The 17,416-nt window shown below is 39.1% G+C and carries 13 protein-coding genes; 8 read left to right on the top strand and 5 right to left on the bottom strand.

The window, feature by feature from the left end:
- Nucleotides 1–66 precede the first annotated feature (66 nt).
- Entirely contained in the window at nt 67–600 is a 534-nt protein-coding gene (locus tag IFO69_RS21260) for a hypothetical protein (protein ID WP_192012169.1), read from the bottom strand.
- Between the two features lie 374 nt (nt 601–974).
- Here IFO69_RS21260 and IFO69_RS21255 point away from each other — a divergent pair, with 374 nt between their 5' ends.
- The 3 genes from IFO69_RS21255 to IFO69_RS21245 all read left to right on the top strand — a co-directional run bounded on the left by IFO69_RS21255 (nt 975) and on the right by IFO69_RS21245 (nt 6,941).
- Complete coding sequence (locus IFO69_RS21255) at nt 975–3,287, top strand: PSD1 and planctomycete cytochrome C domain-containing protein (protein ID WP_192012168.1); 2,313 nt, start codon at nt 975–977, stop codon at nt 3,285–3,287.
- 1 nt (nt 3,288) lies between these two features.
- The gene (locus IFO69_RS21250) at nt 3,289–4,743 is read left to right on the top strand and encodes a DUF1501 domain-containing protein (RefSeq protein WP_192012167.1); all 1,455 of its coding nucleotides are present in this window, start codon (nt 3,289–3,291) and stop codon (nt 4,741–4,743) included.
- Between the two features lie 62 nt (nt 4,744–4,805).
- Nucleotides 4,806–6,941, top strand: a complete 2,136-nt coding sequence (locus tag IFO69_RS21245) for an FN3 associated domain-containing protein (RefSeq protein ID WP_192012166.1) — start codon at nt 4,806–4,808, stop codon at nt 6,939–6,941.
- Nucleotides 6,942–6,975: 34 nt separating this feature from the next.
- Here IFO69_RS21245 and msrB read toward each other — a convergent pair whose 3' ends face one another.
- The 3 genes from msrB to IFO69_RS21230 form a co-directional block, all read right to left on the bottom strand.
- Nucleotides 6,976–7,494 carry a peptide-methionine (R)-S-oxide reductase MsrB gene (gene msrB, locus IFO69_RS21240; protein ID WP_192012165.1) on the bottom strand — a complete coding sequence of 173 codons (519 nt, stop codon included), beginning with the start codon at nt 7,492–7,494 and terminating at the stop codon, nt 6,976–6,978.
- A 28-nt stretch (nt 7,495–7,522) separates the two neighbouring features.
- Complete coding sequence (gene msrA, locus IFO69_RS21235; RefSeq protein ID WP_192012164.1) at nt 7,523–8,143, bottom strand: peptide-methionine (S)-S-oxide reductase MsrA; 621 nt, start codon at nt 8,141–8,143, stop codon at nt 7,523–7,525.
- A gap of 138 nt (nt 8,144–8,281) precedes the next feature.
- Nucleotides 8,282–8,863 carry an RNA polymerase sigma-70 factor gene (locus tag IFO69_RS21230; protein ID WP_192012163.1) on the bottom strand — a complete coding sequence of 194 codons (582 nt, stop codon included), beginning with the start codon at nt 8,861–8,863 and terminating at the stop codon, nt 8,282–8,284.
- 209 nt (nt 8,864–9,072) lie between these two features.
- Here IFO69_RS21230 and IFO69_RS21225 point away from each other — a divergent pair, with 209 nt between their 5' ends.
- From IFO69_RS21225 to IFO69_RS21210, 4 genes are all read left to right on the top strand, one after another.
- A complete protein-coding gene (locus IFO69_RS21225; protein WP_192012162.1) occupies nt 9,073–10,125 on the top strand; it encodes a FecR family protein in 1,053 nt (350 codons plus the stop codon).
- 127 nt (nt 10,126–10,252) lie between these two features.
- Nucleotides 10,253–13,777: a SusC/RagA family TonB-linked outer membrane protein gene (locus tag IFO69_RS21220; protein WP_192012161.1), complete on the top strand. Its 3,525-nt coding sequence runs from the start codon at nt 10,253–10,255 to the stop codon at nt 13,775–13,777.
- A 12-nt stretch (nt 13,778–13,789) separates the two neighbouring features.
- Nucleotides 13,790–15,547, top strand: coding sequence for a RagB/SusD family nutrient uptake outer membrane protein (locus tag IFO69_RS21215; RefSeq protein ID WP_192012160.1), 1,758 nt, complete (start codon nt 13,790–13,792; stop codon nt 15,545–15,547).
- A gap of 148 nt (nt 15,548–15,695) precedes the next feature.
- A complete protein-coding gene (locus IFO69_RS21210; protein WP_225444247.1) occupies nt 15,696–16,379 on the top strand; it encodes a 3-keto-disaccharide hydrolase in 684 nt (227 codons plus the stop codon).
- Nucleotides 16,380–16,488: 109 nt separating this feature from the next.
- Here IFO69_RS21210 and IFO69_RS21205 read toward each other — a convergent pair whose 3' ends face one another.
- Nucleotides 16,489–16,668, bottom strand: coding sequence for a histone H1 (locus IFO69_RS21205; RefSeq protein ID WP_192012159.1), 180 nt, complete (start codon nt 16,666–16,668; stop codon nt 16,489–16,491).
- A gap of 366 nt (nt 16,669–17,034) precedes the next feature.
- Between IFO69_RS21205 and IFO69_RS21200 the strand changes: the two genes are divergently transcribed.
- Nucleotides 17,035–17,400: a hypothetical protein gene (locus IFO69_RS21200; protein WP_192012158.1), complete on the top strand. Its 366-nt coding sequence runs from the start codon at nt 17,035–17,037 to the stop codon at nt 17,398–17,400.
- Nucleotides 17,401–17,416: the final 16 nt, after the last annotated feature.

Genomic DNA, 17,416 nt, shown 5'->3' with positions numbered 1-17,416 from the left:
AGTACAAATCCCCATACCCAACTTCATTACTGAAAGTCAGTAGGTAATCAAAATCTACTGAAGGTTTTAGACAATTCGATCTATTTGTTTGTCCCTTAACTCGATTTGGTATTCCGTCTGGTCCAAGAAAGCTTGCAAATAGTTTTTATCTTCTTCCCAAATGTAGGTATCACCAAATAACACTTCTTTAGGATGACCAAATTGCTCTGTAAAATGTTGATTAAGGAATTTGGCAAGTGATGCTAGATCTTTAAAATCTCCTTTTCTGAAAGTCCATCTAATTTTATACAATTCTCCTTTGTAAAAAATCATATTAAGTTTAGATGCTTTTTTACCATCAATGAAAAGGTGACTATGTTCTTTATAAACACCTTCTCTGATACCATTTTTGATGTTTCGTTTAAGGCTTTCACGGGTGCTGTTGTTGTTTTTGTATACTGGTTCGTCACCACTTATCAGGTAAAGGCTTTCTTGGTAATCTTGAAGTGTTTGGTTCAGCTTTATCTGGTTGAGGCCATTTACATTGTCTAATGACTTTTGGCCATGAGCCAATGAATGAAAAAGACATAAAATGAGGCTAATCGTGATCACTTTTTGCATGAATAAAAATGAGTTATGGTTTAAATAAATTTTGAGGGGCTAAAAATAGTATTATTTTTCTTAGACTTAGACTGGAACCTTTAGAGATAAAAACTTTTGGTTAACTAGGTGCTAGGTATATTTCACAAAAGCTCCACTAGAAATCTATAAGGCGAAGAATGATTTCGGGTTCCTTTTTTGAGTTGATGCCATGAGGGGGAAAGCTGAAAACATATAATTGGGTGTACTGATGGCTGAAAGTGTAATAGGTACACTTTCGAAAGATATTGTAAGTGTTTGTTTTTGTTTTTTAATTTTTTACCAAAAAATCGTTGGTATTGTTTAATTTTTTTAGGAAATTTATTAGGTCATTTAACCCAGAAATTTTACCTTATATGTTCCCAATCTTAAGAAATGTGTTGATAGGTATGGCAGGAAGTTTATTCTTATTTTCCTGCGGTAAATCAGAGGAGGGGCGAATAGCCTTGTCGGCTTCCGATCAGGTCAGCTATAACTTCCACGTTCGCCCGATACTTTCTGATAAATGTTTTGCCTGCCATGGTCCAGATGCGAATAAGCGAGAAGCAGGATTAAGATTGGATACAGAAGAAGGTGCTTATGCAGCATTGAAGGATGCTCCCTCTCAGCATGTGATTGTACCTGGAGATCCTGAGCAGTCAGTGGCCTACCAAAAAATAATAAGTGAAGACCCGTCTGAACAAATGCCTCCTCCAGAGTCAAATCTTAAATTGGAGGAAAATGAGATTGCGGTTATCAAAAAATGGATCAGTCAAGGTGCCAAATATGAGTCTCATTGGGCATTTGTTCCGCCCCAAAAATCACCCGTTCCGGAAACTCAGCCTTGGGGAAGAAACGAAATTGATTATTTCACCTACACCAAGATGCAGGAAAAGAAATTGTCCCCAAATGATGAGGCTAATTCCTATGCGTTGATTAAAAGGTTGAGTTTGGATATTTCTGGCTTGCCTCCAACAATGGAGATGATGGAAAAGTACCAAAATCTTGATGATGAAAAGTATGAGACTTTGGTGGATGATTTATTGAACAAGGATGCTTTTGGTGAAAAGCTGGCTGTATTATGGATGGATATTTCCAGGTATGCGGACAGCTACGGATATCAGGATGACGAATACCGTACCCAATGGCCTTACCGTGATTGGGTGATACATGCGTTTAATAAAAACATGCCCTATGACGATTTTATCACATGGCAGTTGGCCGGAGATATGCTGCCCAATGCTACCAAAGAACAAATATTGGCAACGGCATTTAACCGAAATCATAAGTATACAGAAGAAGGGGGTGTTATTCATGAAGAATATAGAGTGGAGTATGTTTTGGATAAGACCAATACTTTTAGCAAAGGGATTTTAGGTGTTACGATGGAGTGTGCCCAATGTCACGACCACAAATACGACCCCTTTTCCCAAGAAAATTATTATGAGCTTTATGCCTTTTTCAACAATACCCCGGAGAAAGGATTTGAAGGAGATGTCTCCCGAAGCAAACCTGCAAAGACACCAATCCTTTGGATAGATCAGAAAGATTTTCAAAAAGAGGGAATATTGGATTACCTCAATCATCAAGACACCAGTAAAATCATGGTTTCAGTAATGGATGAATTGGACACGCTTAGAAAAACCTTCATTTTAGACAGAGGTGTTTACGATGCACCATCCAAAGAAGTTAAGCCTGGTACTCCTTCTTCTATCATGAAATTTGACGACCAGTATTCCAAAGACCGTCTTGGACTGGCCAAGTGGACAACGAATAAGAATAATCCACTTACCGCCAGGGTTTTTGTCAATTTGATTTGGCAGGAGATTTTTGGGCAGGGCATTGTGAAATCAGCGGGGGACTTTGGGATGCAAGGTGACCTGCCTACTCATCCAGAGTTATTAGACTGGTTGGCAGTGGACTTTATGGAAAATGGTTGGGATATCAAGCGGTTGATGAAGCAGATTTTCATTTCATCCACTTACAGACAAAGTTCCGAAGTGAATAACAAAGCATTGCGAAAAGATCCAGAAAACCTTTATTTATCTAGGGCGCCTAGGTTACGCCTTACTGCTGAAAGTGTTCAAGATCTGGTCTTGGCTTCTAGTGGACTACTTAATACTGAGATTGGAGGGCCTAGCATCAAACCTTACCAACCTGATGGGTTATGGGAAGCGGCAACTTCAGGTAGGGGGACACTGGCAAAGTATGTCCAAGATCACGGTGATGACCTTTACAGGAGAGGTTTGTATCACTTCATCAAACTTACAGTGCCTCCTCCCAAAGCCATTATTTTTGATGCCAGTAACAGGGATCGATGTGAGGTGACTAGAGGAAGGACGAATACACCTTTGCAGGCATTGGTGATGTTAAACGACCCATTTGTACTTGAGGCTTCGAGGGTTTTGGCGACAAAAATCGAAAAAGAAAATATGACTCCTGAGGAAGGTATTCAGTGGGTTTTCCAGAAAGTTTTGTGTAGGGAAATGACTGGAGAGGAGGAAGGTTTGATGTTGGAGTATTATCAAGAGGAGAAGACAAGGTTTGATAGCCATTCCGATCAAGTGAAAGTGAGTTTGGAAGTAGGGGAGATGGAAATGGATGAATCAGGTATTTCAGCGGAATCGGCTGCGATGATGCAGGTGATTGTGGCATTGTATAATTTGGAAGAAACGATTACAAAAATATAGGATGGAGAAGGAAGTATTAGAGCACGGATTAAACCAGAACAGAAGAAAATTCCTTTCTAAACTAAGCTTAGGTTTGGGAAGTATGGCTTTGGGCTCTCTATTGGTGCCTGACTTGTTTACCGGCAAGTCCAGTGCTGAAGAGGATATTATGGCTGCATTACCCCACTTTGCCCCAAAAGCAAAAAGGGTAATTTACCTCTTTCAAAATGGAGCACCCAGCCAACTGGAGTCTTTTGACTACAAGCCTCTTTTGAATAAAAGAATGGGAGAAGACCTTCCAGAGAGTATCAGGATGGGGCAAAGGCTAACGGGCATGACAGCTGGTCAGAGTTCTTTTCCGCTTGTTGGGTCCTATTATGGGTTTAACCAATATGGAGAAGCAAGGGCTTGGATCAGTGACTTGTTTCCCCATACTGCCAAGATTGTCGATGATATATGTATCGTGAAGTCTATGCATACGGAGGCGATCAACCATGATCCGGCTTTGACCTTTTTCCAGACTGGTGCTCAGGTGGGAAATAGGCCAAGTATGGGGTCTTGGTTGAGTTATGGTTTAGGTAGTGAAAACAATAATTTACCAGCCTTCTGTGTGCTATTAAGTAGGGGCAAAGGAAACGGGCAGGGCGTGTACTCCAAGCTTTGGTCCAATGGCTTTTTGGATGCAGTGCATCAAGGCGTTCAGTTTTCAAGCTCTGAAGATCCAGTGCTTTATTTGGGAGATCCGGAGGGTATGAAGCGAATGGATAGAAGAAGGATGTTGGATAAGATTGCGGCCATGAACCAAATGTCTTATGAAGAATATGGTGATCCTGAAATTCAAGCAAAAATCCAACAATACGAGATGGCATTTCGAATGCAGACTGCTGTGCCAGAAGTAACGGATGTGTCCAAAGAGCCTGATAGCATTATCAAGCTATATGGCCCAGATTGCCTCGTTCCAGGAACTTATGCCGCCAATTGTCTTTTGGCACGAAAACTTTCTGAAAATGGGGTGCGATTTGTGCAATTATACCATCAAGGCTGGGACCAACACGGTAACCTCCCCAATGAGATGGCTGGACAAGCCCAAGATGTAGATCAAGCTTCTGCGGCTTTGATCACAGATTTGAAACAAAGAGGCTTACTGGATGAAACATTGGTGATATGGGGAGGAGAGTTTGGAAGGACAAATTACTGTCAAGGCAAGATGTCTGCAGATAATTATGGTAGGGACCATCATCCAAGAGCATTTTCTGTGTGGATGGCCGGAGGAGGAGTGAAGTCGGGAATGGTCTATGGAGAAACTGATGAGTTTGGCTATAATATCGTCAAAGATCCAGTTCACGTACATGACTTTCAAGCCACTATTTTACACCTTATGGGAATTGACCACGAGCGCTTGACCTTTAAGCACCTTGGAAGAAGGTACCGCTTGACAGATGTGCATGGCGCTGTAGTCAAAGATATCTTGGTGTAATTGCCGAATTGTGTGTTTTTACGCCTAACAAAGAAGGAAGCATTCTTACGAATTAAGCATTAATGAATATCAGAAATAACCTCCAAAGTTGGCTGGAAAATGCCCTTATTGTATTTACTGGTCTGCTGATAATTTTCCTGATCGGAGGAGACCGTCTAGTGGTACCGCCGATTCTTCAAGTATTAGGACGAAGTCATCCTTTGATTTTGCACTTCCCCATAGTGCTGATGTTGGTGGCTTTAGTATTTGTGTTGGTTCCCAATATCCTGCCCACACCACATCAACAGAGAATGGCCAGGTGGTCATTGCTTTTAGCCACTTTTTTTGCTGGAATAGCGGTGTTGAGCGGTTGGATGTTAAGTCAAGAGGAAGGGTATGAGGGAGATAACCTCAACCTTCACAAATGGATGGGGGTAAGTGTTTATTTCATTGCCCTGCTGGTTTATTTTACCTTGGATAAATGGCCAAAAATGCAAAAATCCCTGAGCTTGGCTTTAGTGGTGGTCTTGATTGGAGCGGGGCATTGGGGAGCTAATTTGACCCACGGAACCGATTTTTTAATGGCACCTTTGCAAGCAGATAGTGAAGGTAAGGTTTCTTTAGAGGAGGCAGAGGTGTTTACCCATTTGGTGAAGCCTATATTGGATAATAAGTGTATCAGTTGTCATCAGGCCAGTAAAATCAAAGGAGGCTTGCGATTGGATGAGGTGGAGTTTATTGTCAAAGGTGGAAAAAATGGAGCATTGTTCGATTCTACCCATTGGGAGAAATCTCTTTTGGTACACCGCATAGAGCTTCCAAAGGAAGAGAAAAAGCATATGCCCCCGAAGGGTAAGGCCCAGTTGAGTCCAGAGGAACTAGAAATATTAAAACTTTGGGTTCAGGGCGGAGCAGATTTTGAAGGCACTTTGGCTGATCAAGGTCAAGAAAGTCCCCTCTATCAGTTGGCAAGCCTACAAATGGAAAAAGATGCTCCTTATGATTTTCCAGCAGCCAAAGAAGAAGATGTAGAAAGCTTGAATAATTTTTATCGTTTGGTTGAACCAATATTTCCAGGTTCACCAGCACTTTCTGTTTCTTATTTTGGAGCAGGAGCATTTGACGCAAAATCCCTTTCTGACTTAAGTAAGATTAAGGATCAAGTGGTGAGTTTGAATTTAAATAAAATGCCTCTTGAAGGGGTTGATCTGAAAGCAATTGGTGCCTTAGAGAATCTTGAAGACCTAAAACTCAATTCGACTGGTGTGAAGGCTAACCAACTAGGCTTTCTTCCAGATTTGCCCCATTTAAAGCAGCTTTCCTTGGCTGGAAATGAACTTGACAAATCAGTATTTGAAATATTGGGAAAGGTGAAACTTCTTGAGTCCCTGAGTCTGTGGGATACAGGTTTGACAGAGAAGGACAGTGAAGGTTTTACGAAAAAAATGCCTCATGTGATATTGGAATGGGGATTTCAGGATGAAGGAATTGTTTATCGACTTAATGCTCCGCAAGTAAAATTTGAAAATAAGATTTTCAAAGATTCAGAGGAAGTGGTTTTAAAACATCCTATTGGTTCGGTGCAGATTAGGTATACCCTGGATGGCAGTGAGCCAGATAGTCTGAACAGCTTGGTTTATGAAGAGCCCATTCATTTGGAAGAAACAGTTCAGCTAAAAGCAACAGCATTCGCAAAAGGCTGGTCTAAAAGTGAAACTGCAACAGAAAGTTTTTATCAAGCTGGATTGATTAATCCTGATCATGTCGATTTAAAAACAAGTCCTTCAGGAAATTATCAAGGGAAGGGCAAAGAAACCTTGGTGGATCAAAAGAAAGGAGATTCCAATTATGCCTCCGGTGACTGGTTGGGATTTAGAGATGAGCCACTCGATTTGTTCGTTGATTTAGGAGAGCAGACCGCTTCCAAACTGGCCGTGAGTTTAATGTATCATGAGGAAGCTCATATTTTCCCTCCTGTCAAGGTGATTCTGGAGGGAAAATCAAATGGAAGTCAGCCATGGCAAACGATAGTTTCAAAAGACTTAGATGTCCCAGAAAAATCTCAGAAAAGTAGGATGGAACAGATGATCTTTGAAATTCCCTCCGAAACCTATCACTCTTTACGCTTCAGGTTGTTTCCTAATACTAAGTTGCCTGCTTGGCACAGAGGGGCCGGAGATAAGGGTTGGGTCTTTGTAGATGAGGTGGTGGTGAACTAAAAAAAGGCTGGTTTTGCCAGCCTTTTTTTGTGAATCAGTATAATCCAATTGTTCCTATAGGTTCAAAGTCCAAGGATATGGAATTCATACAAAATCTTTTATGAGTGGGTGGCGGACCATCGTCAAAGATATGTCCTAAGTGAGAATCGCATCGGCCACACAGTACTTCAATTCTCTGCATACCGTGTGAATTGTCTTTTTTGTAAATAACACTGTTTTTCCTGACTGCCTCGAAGAAACTAGGCCATCCGCAGTCACTTTGAAATTTGGCTTCAGAGACAAAAAGCTTGTTGCCACAGACCGCGCAATAATAGGTTCCTTTAGTATCACTGTCCCAATACTGTCCAGTAAAAGCCCTCTCTGTTGCTGCTTCACGGGCTACTGCATACAAAAAGGGAGGAAGTATTTTTTTCCAGTCAGCATTGGAAACATTTATATGAGTGGTGTCAGTTCTTGAGTAGTAAGGATTCTCGACTCCTTCTTTCGTTACCTGCCCCATTCCGTAGCTATAAAGGGTGGTTAATAAAACACCTAAAATGATCAATCTTTTCATGGTTTTAAAGTTTATTGGGGAAATCGTTTTATTTGCTTTCCTTAAGCTTATCCTTGAATACCTTTTTGAATTTCTCCAGTTTGGGGGTGATCACAAACTGGCAATAGCCTTGTTCCTTGTTAAGGTTATAATAATTTTGGTGATAATTTTCAGCTACATAGAAGACTTTCATTGGCGCTACTTGGGTAATAACTTTTTTGGGATATATGTTTTCTTCGTTCAGTTTCTTGATATAATATTCTGCTTTTTCTTTTTGAGCAGGAGAATGATAGAAAATAGCACTACGGTATTGTGTGCCAATGTCATTACCTTGTCTGTTTAGCTGGGTAGGATCGTGTGATACAAAGAAAGCCTCTAATAGTTCATCATAACTGATCACGGAAGGATCATAGATGATGGAAACGGCTTCGGCATGTCCTGTATTGCCAGTGCATACTTGCTTGTAGGTTGGGTTTTTGACCGTACCTCCAGTGTAGCCAGAAACTACCTTAGAGACACCTTCCAGCTGTAGGAATTGGGCTTCTGTACACCAAAAGCATCCTGCAGCAAAAGTTGCGGTATCCATCTTGGTTTGTGACGTATATGATGCTGATTTTGCTAGGAAGCTAGTTCCAAATATCAATAGTGCTGTTAAAATCAGGTTTTTCATAATAAAGTTTTGGGTGATTAATTTCTAAAGATATTTATCGGGATCAATAAAACACTTAATCTATATAACTTAATACGTTATAAGTAGTAAAAATGGTTTGATAAACTCCTCATTAAGAAAAGTAGAGACTTATTTATATCAATATTTAAAAAATGATATCAAGAAAAATATCAGAGAAATGATTTTTGAGTCCTGAAATACTTCCCTGAAGCTTTGTAAAGCAAGTGTCAAATGGTTTTCAACGGTTTTTGTGGAAATACTTAATTCATTTGCAATTTCTTTATGACTCAGCCCTTTTAATCTGGACATCTCAAAGACAGTCCTTCGCCGCTCAGGTAACCGCATCAATGTTTTTTCAACCAGTCCCATCAATTCATTGTATGCCAGAGTGTTGTCTGTATTGTTGATGGGGACAATTAGTTGCATCTGATAATCTTTGGTTGCCTTTATTCTGATCTGTTTTTTGAATTCATCAATCATGACGTTTTTAGCGATCGTGTAAAGGTAGGCTTTGATACATTTTTCCGGATTGATGGATTTTCTAGAAATCCAGATTTTCACAAATACCTCTTGGGTGATCTCTTCAGCATCTTTTGTTTTTAAACCATAATGAACGCAGAAGAAGTAAATTTTTTTATGAAAAAGATGGTACAACTGATCAAATGAAGTTTGACAATCATTTTTTATACCGTATGCTATTTCTCGCAAATTCGGATTCATTAGATCAGTTCTTTTAATATGTTTTTCTATTGAATAATAAATTAAATAATATCGTAATATACATAACGAAAGATTAATTTTTTAATAATCACCTCTAAATAATATGAATTTATAGCGAAATATTACTGTTTTAAAAAATTTTAAATTTTTTATGAATTCCGTTAGGGGATAAATAAGTATAAGCAGTAATAGATTTAAAGAATGATCAAATGAATGTTGAATTGTTAAATAAATTTTTTCAAGGGGACTGTTCTCCTGAGGAAGTACATACAATTTTGGTCTGGATAAATTCTGATGAAGGAAAGAGGGAGTTGGAGAAGAAGTTAAGAGAATTTCAGCCAGGGCAGGAGAGTGCTGAAGAAATTAACAGTGAGCTCTTGCTTGAAAAGATAAAAACTCGAATTGAGTCTGAAAATTCTAAGACACTGGGGATTGGAGTATCTACAGAACCAATTTTGCAAGAAACAAAAAAAATAAATAAAAAGTGGTACAAAGGACTTTATAGAATTGCAGGTGTACTGAGCGTCCTATTTGCTTTGGCTTTTTTATGGTTTAAGCAAATTAATGATAATGATAATCAGGAGATGGACACAAGTAAGAAGGTAGAGATGATTACTAAATCTACCCCACTTGGCCAAAAACTTAAAATAACCCTAGCCGATGGCAGCCATGTTCATTTGAATAGTGGAAGCAAGATTGTCTTTCCAAGACATTTTAAAGGAAATAAGAGAGAAGTTCAACTTGAAGGAGAGGCTTTCTTTGATGTTGCCAGGGATGAAAAGAAGCCATTTTTGGTGCATACTCAGAGTACCACAACCCAAGTGTTGGGGACATCATTTGTAATTCAGGATTTTAAAGAAAGAAAAAGTACAAAAGTTGGGGTCTTAACAGGAAAGGTCAAAGTCACTGGAAAAAGTGCAAGTGGGGATGAAATAGAGGATAAAAGTTATTTCCTTTTACCGATGGAAGCTGTGAGCTATTATGCAGAGGATGGATCGATGAAAAAGTGTAAGGTATCATATGATGATATGTTTGCTTGGAAAGATAATGTGATCAGTTTTAAGTCCTCAAATTTTGAGGAAGTTACCAGTGTGTTGAGAAGATGGTTTGGCGTTCAGTTTGAGTTACGAAAAGGTTTCTCAAGTAGAAAAGATTTCACCGGGAAATTCGATAATCAGTCCTTGGATCAAATATTAGAAGGGTTGAGCGTGACTTTTGGATTTAAATATAAAATCAAAGAAGATATAGTTATTATTTATTAAAGAACAGCCTATGTAATATCACCTTAATCACAAAAAAGATCATCGAACAAAGCTGTATTTGGCGGTGCAGCGATGTCCAATGATCCAATTGTTTAAAGACAATTATTTATCTAAAAACAACTTAAACATGAAAACAAAGTTACTAAAAAAAATTGTAACCGTGGGAAAGTACGCCTTTTTCGGTATGATCATCCAGTGCTTTTTTCTAAGTAGTTTGCTGGCCGGCGAAAGCAAGGGACAGACAAGCCTGGAAGAGGTGTATATATCCTTAAGTAAAGAAAAAGTATCTATTGAGGATATTTTTGCAGTCATTGAGAGTGAAACTGAATTTCATTTTAGTTATCGGAAAGGGGATGTCAAAAAGAAAAGGCTTCATTCTTCCATCGACCAAAAGCGTGATGTTTCGGTGGGAACGGTACTCAGAAAGATATCCATAGATGCTAATTTGCAATTTAAAAGAATCAACAATGTCATCTATGTAGGTCAAAAAGACGTCAATAGTGTTCTTAGGGTTACAGAAATGATGGTGCCTGATGTAACCATCAAAGGTAATGTTAAAGATGAAAGTGGGATGGCGATTCCAGGGGTCACCGTTACCGTACAAGGTTCAACTAAAGGAACAGTTACAGATATTGATGGTAATTATACTATAACAGTTCCAGAAGATGGGGCATTAACATTTTCTTTTATTGGCTATTCTACACAAACCATTGCTTTAGGAGGACAAAGTGTGATTGATGTGGTGATGGTGGAGGATGCGAAAGCATTGGAAGAGTTTGTGGTAGTGGGATATGGTAAGCAAAAGAAAGTAAATCTGACTGGTGCTATTACAGCAGTAGAAACAGACAACCTTACCCAAATTCCAGCGAACAATTTGTCCAATACGTTGGCAGGAAGGGCCCCGGGGGTCAATGTAACTGGTACCTCTGGGTTGTCAGGAGCTACTTCATCCATTCGGATAAGGGGAAGTTTTGGAGATCCTCTCTATGTGATTGATGGCATTGTGAGAGATAAGGAATCATTTGATGCTTTAGAAGCGATGGAAGTAGAGCAAATTAGTTTTTTGAAAGATGCTGCAACAGCTTCTATTTATGGCTCCAGAGCAGGTAATGGAGTTGTTTTGGTGACCACTAAGCAAGGAAGTGTTCAGAAGCCAATGTTTAACTTTCAAACTTCTTATGCCCATTACTCTCCCACCATGGAGTTACTTTCTGACAAAACCACTGCTACGGATGAACTGATTTATCAAAACAGAGTGGCAGAATTCAATGGTACAACACCTCCAAATGGCGAAGAGGAATTTGCTTATTTCAGCGACAGAAGTTACAATGTGAATGATTTTATTTGGCAAAACCCTTGGAGTCAAAACTACTCATTGAGTGTGACGGGAGGTAATGATAAGCTCACTTATTACTCATTAATGAGTTATAGAGGGGAAGAAGGTTCTTATAAAAGTCTGGAGCATGGTAAGTTTAATTTGAGAACTAATGTTACAGCAAAAATATCCGAACGGATTAAGTTAGGACTAAATTTGGCAGCCACACAACAGAACCATGATCGTTTTTACTGGCCATTTTCTGGGGATGATGATTATGACGTTTCCGATTTATATAGAGTTACCTTTAACTGGCCAAAAGTTTACCCTTTTTATTTAGAAGAGGATGGTACTCCGGCCAATTATGTGACGGACTTTCCTGTACAAACACCGATGGGAAGTTGGCAAGCTTGGAGTGTGATCGATCAAATCGTTGGAGACAGATATATCAAGACAAGAAAGCGTCAGATGAACTCTATCCTCTCTTTGGACATTGATTTGGGGGACCTGATACCTGGATTATCCACAAAAGTCGTGGGGAATTATTTGGCACAGGATTATATGAGGAAAAAGTATTTAACTTTCCAAGAAAACTATGTTTATAACCAAGCAGATCCTGATGGTAATCGGTTTATTCCAGCACCACCTGATCCGAACAATACCAACATTTTTACCTTCAGCCAGAATCAGGAGTTTTTGAGCTATGATATCAATACAGCATGGAGCTATCAGTTTGACTGGTTCTTAAATTATAACCAAAATTTTGATCAGCACGGCATCAATGCCATGATGGTTTTTGAACAGGCAGAAAATGGTTTATATGGTTCATTTGTCCGAGCAGAAGATCCTGTAACTAATTACGATCAGGATTTTGTTTACTCTACTGATGCTGAAAGAAGGTATGGTAATGGATATGAAAATATTGGTGCCAGACAGTCGCTCATTGGCCGGGTCAACTATAACTATGCTGAAAAATATATTGCAGAGTTCTCTTTTCGATATGATGGCAATACGTTATTTCCAAAAGAAAGCAGATGGGGCTTTTTCCCTTCTTTCTCAGCAGCTTGGAGGATTGTGGATGAGTCTTTTATGTCCAATGCCAGAAGCTGGTTGGATGATTTTAAAATCAGGGTTTCCTATGGTACAACTGGGAATGATCTGGATGTGAACAATAACAGAATCAGTCCTTTCTCCTATAATTATACTTACAGCAATAGTGGTAGTTATATTTTTGGAGATGACCTATACAGAAGTATTGCTCCTGGAGCCACGCCAAACCCAAATCTGACATGGGCGACCTCAACTACCTACAATACAGGTATTGACTTTGAATTAATGGAAACAAGATTGTCGGGTTCCTTGGATGTTTTTTATAAGAAAGAGGAAGATATACTGGGATCCCGCCTAGTGACATTGCCAGATAACTATGGACAAGATTTAGCTCCTGAAAACTATGCTGAGCGATCTTGGAGAGGAGGAGAACTTTCCTTAATGTGGAGAGATGTGGCAGCCGGAGGAGCCGTCAACTATTCTGTATATGGTAATCTTGGATATGCCAAAGACCAATGGGATGTATTGGATCAAGCTCCTATATTTTTGGAGGGAGGAAACCGTGCTTCTGAATCTCAAATTGGCCAAGCTGCCAATAGAATATTTGGACTGCGGGCTTTGGGAATTATCCGAACCCAAGAGCAGTTAGATGAACTACTTGAAGCTGGTTTTACCCAGTATGGAAGGGATCCCTATTTGGGAGGTTTATATTTTGAAGATATTCGGGGAGACGGTTATTCAGACGGTCCGGATGGACGAATTGATGGCAATGATTTTCAGTTGCTTTCTAATAATGCATCTCCTAGAATTAATTATGGTTTTGGCTTTAACCTGGATTGGAATAATTTCAGTGTTAATGCCCACTTCCAGGGAGTTGGGATGTATGATCGTATTATCAGTAATCAAGAAGGAGCGGGTATGAGGCAACATGGAGGAGCCATAAGGCCTTATTATCCGTTATGGGCAGATGATGTATGGACTCCAGATAATCCAGATGCTAAATACCCGAGACCCATCGGGAATAATTGGTATGAATCTGGAACAGGGTCTACTTCTTTTTGGATAAGAAATGGGGCTTACCTTAGACTCAAAAACCTAAACCTTGCTTATAATTTGCCTAAAAACTGGCTATCAAGTTTAAATGTAAGCAGTACTCAGGTGTTTTTTAATGGAACCAATTTATTTTCCATTTCTGATATGAAAGAGTTTCATGACCCGGAACAAAAGAATTATGATTCTTTTCCTCTCATGAAATCACTTACCGTGGGTCTAAATGTTAAATTTTAATTCAGCAATAAAATGAAAAAGATACTATATACTTTGGCATTATTGGTCTGGATGACAGGCTGCTCGGACATATTAGATATAGAAGATATCAACCATTATAGTCCCGAGGATGTATGGAATGACGAGAATCTGGCAAATGCTTATTTGGCCAATCTTTATAGCATGTTTGGAAACTGGAGTACTGGGGCTGACCGAAATAGCCAACAAATTGCCGGTATCGTTTGGTATGCTGATCAGATAACCATATCCAATGGTAACTATAAGGACTGGAACTATGATCGAATCAGGCTGATTAACCAAGCTATTCAGGATGTTCAGACGGGTACTTTGCCACAAGAAGTAAAAGATAATATTTTGGGGCAAGCTTTGTTTATGAGGGCATATACTTATTTTAACATGGTGATGTACCATGGCGGAGTGCCTTACATTACCGTTCCTCAAGACCGTTATGAAGACGATCTCAATGTGCCAAGAAACAGCACAGCGGAATGTTTTGATTTTCTAGAAAATGATCTTGATCAGGCGATATCCCTATTGCCTACGCGTATTGAACCCAATTCCGGAGAGTATGGAAAGATTGATGGGAATTTCGCTACCGCTTTCAAGGCAAAAGTGCTTTTGTATAAAGCTTCCCCTCAATTTAACCCTTCAGATCCTTGGGACAATGTCTACTGGCAAGAAGCCTATGGTGCCAATAGGTTAGCATACGAGTCTTTGTTGGGGCAAGGCTATGGATTAGTTGAAGATTACTCGAACATCGCTCTAGAGGAACGTAATGAAGAGGTGGTGTTTTCGGTTATCAATAGTTATCCAAATAAAACTGCTGCTTGGGATCACGGTGTAAGGCCTGGATCAGAAAGTAGAGGGCCTGCTTCAGCATGCCCTACCTGGGAATTTATTCAAGAATTTCCCATGGCTGATGGTAAACTGTATAATGATCCTACAGGAGCTTACTATATGACAGATGAAGCGTTTCTTCAGAATTATTGGCTCAACAGGGATCCTCGTTTTAATAAGTCAATTGTTTGGGCAGGCAAGAGATATGAAGTGTCAGGAAAGGCAGAGAAGCGACAATATACTTCTTTGGGGATTGCCCATGAATTGGATGATTTTGGTATCAATCCAGCTGCTCAGACCAATTCTACCAATTTGGATAGGTATACTGGGTTCTTTATCCTAAAGAACAGCTTATTGGATTTAACACAAGCAGAAATACAGCAATATGACTTGGATTATGTATTGATGCGTTTTGCTGAAGTAATGCTCAACTATGCAGAGACGGCCAATGAAGTAGGAGAAATAGATATTGCATTGGACATTTTGAGACAAATTCGAGAAAGGGCTGGTATAGAAGTAGGAAATGATGGCAATTATGGTATCACTGCTACCAACAGAGTAGAAGTAAGGGAAGCGATTTTGGCCGAGCGTAATATAGAGTTCTGTTTTGAAGGGCACCGTTTTTGGGACTTGAGAAGACTGAGAATGTTGGACAGGTTGGATGGAACCACCAAACATGGAGTAGAATCCATCGCTATTGATGGAGATGGATCTGATATGTTGCTTTCTGAAGCAAGAAGCAGGGCAAGTACCTATGGGTTGGTCGAAAGCGATTTTAGGTATACTGTGCTTCAGGTTCCTAGGTCGGGCGTGCAGGAAAGCGTACTTCCCGAAAACTATTATTTCTTTCCTATTCAGAATACTGTTCTGGATAGAAACCCTAATTTGGAACAAAATGAAGGATGGGGTGGTACATTCGACCCTACATTATAACCAAATGGTGAAATAAGCAGTTGGATATTTATGAGGCTGAAATATTACTTTCAGCCTTATTTAAAAGCCCTATTTATGTAGGGCTTTTTTATCCCAACTGAAATATGGGTTAATTTGAAAAACTTTAAAATTTAGATAGAACATTTCAATGAAAACACAGCAAAAGACATATCAAAAAAGAATCAGGCTGGTGGCCATGGTGACCGGGCTGTTATTGGGCTTTCAGTGGACAATAGTCAATGCCCAATCCGACTCTGAGGGTTTTTTAGAATTATTTAATGGTAAAGACCTGAGTGGTTGGGTTGGTAATAAGACGGATTATGTCGTGGAGGATGGTGTATTAGTTATTCGGCCGGATCGTGGGGGACAGGGCAATTTATTTACTGAAAAAGAATACGAGGACTTTCATTTCAAGTTTGACTTTCAGCTTACTCCGGGAGCAAATAATGGTTTGGGAATCCGGGCTCCATTAAAAGGAGATGCTGCTTATGTAGGGATGGAATTACAAATATTAGATAATACAGCTGAAAAATATGCGAATCTGCATGAGTACCAATACCATGGCTCTGTATATGGGGTTATAGCTGCTAAGAGAGGCTTTTTAAAGCCCGTAGGGGAGTGGAACTCTGAGGAAGTAATCGTCAAAGGAAATAAGGTTAAAGTAATCTTAAATGGCCATACTATAGTTAACGGAGATATTAAAAAAGCAAGCAAAAATGGAACAAAGGACGGAAAGGATCATCCTGGGCTATTGAGAGAAAAAGGCCATATTGGTTTTTTGGGGCATGGCTCAGTGGTGAAGTTTAAAAACATTTGGATAAAAGAGTTGTAAGCACGACATCAAATCCTATTAATAAAATAGCCACTCCCAATATTGGAAGTGGCTATTTTATTTCTTGAAAAGGTAATTTTTTTAACCTTTCAGTTGCGTATCAATTCTCTTATTTGCTAGAGTTTTTGATCTCAGTGATTTCTTTTCTGATGTCCTGAGCTAGGTTTTTGATTTCCTGCATACCGTTTCTTACACGAGTACCAGCTGCTTTATTACCCTTTTCGTAGAATTTTTCAAAATCTTCTTCCAAAGAAGCTACCAAATCCTTTACTTCTGTGAATCTGCTCATAGTGTTAAATATTTAAGTTTATGCTATTTAAAAACGTGAATATAGGGAGTTTATTTAGTTTTCAATGGTTTTCCTCTTAAGATTTGTGCCTTCTATAATTGAAATAGGGGTTATTCTCAATATTTAGTGCTGATAGTCTGTGACTTGGATTAAGATGGGGGAATTGTAAATTGTCAGGATTAGATTGAAAATTGTGTAACTGATGAAATAGAAAGATTCAGGCATGCTAAATACTGTTTGTTGGTTTATTTCAAAAAAGACATGATAAAAGTCATATTTTTTTGGATGGATTTAATTGCGAACTTAGTGAAGTTAATCATATTCAACAATATAGGAGTTTTTATTTAAATTGAACCACTTTTAGTTATGTCAAAAATTGCTGTAATGAGCAGTTACAGTCCACTTGCAAACAATGTGGCTGAAATGCTGCGCCTTGGAGGAATGGAGGTTTTTGAACTCAATCAGACTATTCCCAGTAAAGAGGCCTTTAAAATAGATTTAATAATTTCGGAAGGCGATATTTCAGATGATTTAGCTTGTTTGAAAAAATTTAAGGATATAGAAGAAAAATATAGTGCGAAAGTATTGTTTCTCTCAGGGAGTATTTCGAATAATATTAATTTAACTATGTTGTGTCCTAGATTTTCTCAAAGTGTAATAGGAATACCTTTTACATATAAGGGCTTAATGGCTAAAGTAATGCAAGTCCTAAGTGAGAAAGGGATTTCTTAAATCAGAATTTCAAGAA

The sequence above is a fragment of the Echinicola arenosa genome (assembly GCF_014841125.1).
GTDB lineage: Bacteria > Bacteroidota > Bacteroidia > Cytophagales > Cyclobacteriaceae > Echinicola > Echinicola arenosa.
This window is presented reverse-complemented; position numbering and strand designations above follow the sequence as displayed.

Excerpts from the sequence above, each read along its gene's own strand:
- IFO69_RS21255 (WP_192012168.1), top strand. The coding sequence starts at position 975 with ATGTTCCCAATCTTAAGAAATGTGTTGATAGGTATGGCAGGAAGTTTA.
- IFO69_RS21215 (WP_192012160.1), top strand. The coding sequence starts at position 13,790 with ATGAAAAAGATACTATATACTTTGGCATTATTGGTCTGGATGACAGGC.
- IFO69_RS21260 (WP_192012169.1), bottom strand. The coding sequence starts at position 600 with ATGCAAAAAGTGATCACGATTAGCCTCATTTTATGTCTTTTTCATTCA.
- IFO69_RS21200 (WP_192012158.1), top strand. The coding sequence starts at position 17,035 with ATGTCAAAAATTGCTGTAATGAGCAGTTACAGTCCACTTGCAAACAAT.
- IFO69_RS21205 (WP_192012159.1), bottom strand. The coding sequence starts at position 16,668 with ATGAGCAGATTCACAGAAGTAAAGGATTTGGTAGCTTCTTTGGAAGAA.
- IFO69_RS21225 (WP_192012162.1), top strand. The coding sequence starts at position 9,073 with ATGAATGTTGAATTGTTAAATAAATTTTTTCAAGGGGACTGTTCTCCT.
- IFO69_RS21210 (WP_225444247.1), top strand. The coding sequence starts at position 15,696 with ATGAAAACACAGCAAAAGACATATCAAAAAAGAATCAGGCTGGTGGCC.
- msrB (WP_192012165.1), bottom strand. The coding sequence starts at position 7,494 with ATGAAAAGATTGATCATTTTAGGTGTTTTATTAACCACCCTTTATAGC.
- IFO69_RS21245 (WP_192012166.1), top strand. The coding sequence starts at position 4,806 with ATGAATATCAGAAATAACCTCCAAAGTTGGCTGGAAAATGCCCTTATT.
- IFO69_RS21220 (WP_192012161.1), top strand. The coding sequence starts at position 10,253 with ATGAAAACAAAGTTACTAAAAAAAATTGTAACCGTGGGAAAGTACGCC.
- IFO69_RS21230 (WP_192012163.1), bottom strand. The coding sequence starts at position 8,863 with ATGAATCCGAATTTGCGAGAAATAGCATACGGTATAAAAAATGATTGT.
- msrA (WP_192012164.1), bottom strand. The coding sequence starts at position 8,143 with ATGAAAAACCTGATTTTAACAGCACTATTGATATTTGGAACTAGCTTC.
- IFO69_RS21250 (WP_192012167.1), top strand. The coding sequence starts at position 3,289 with ATGGAGAAGGAAGTATTAGAGCACGGATTAAACCAGAACAGAAGAAAA.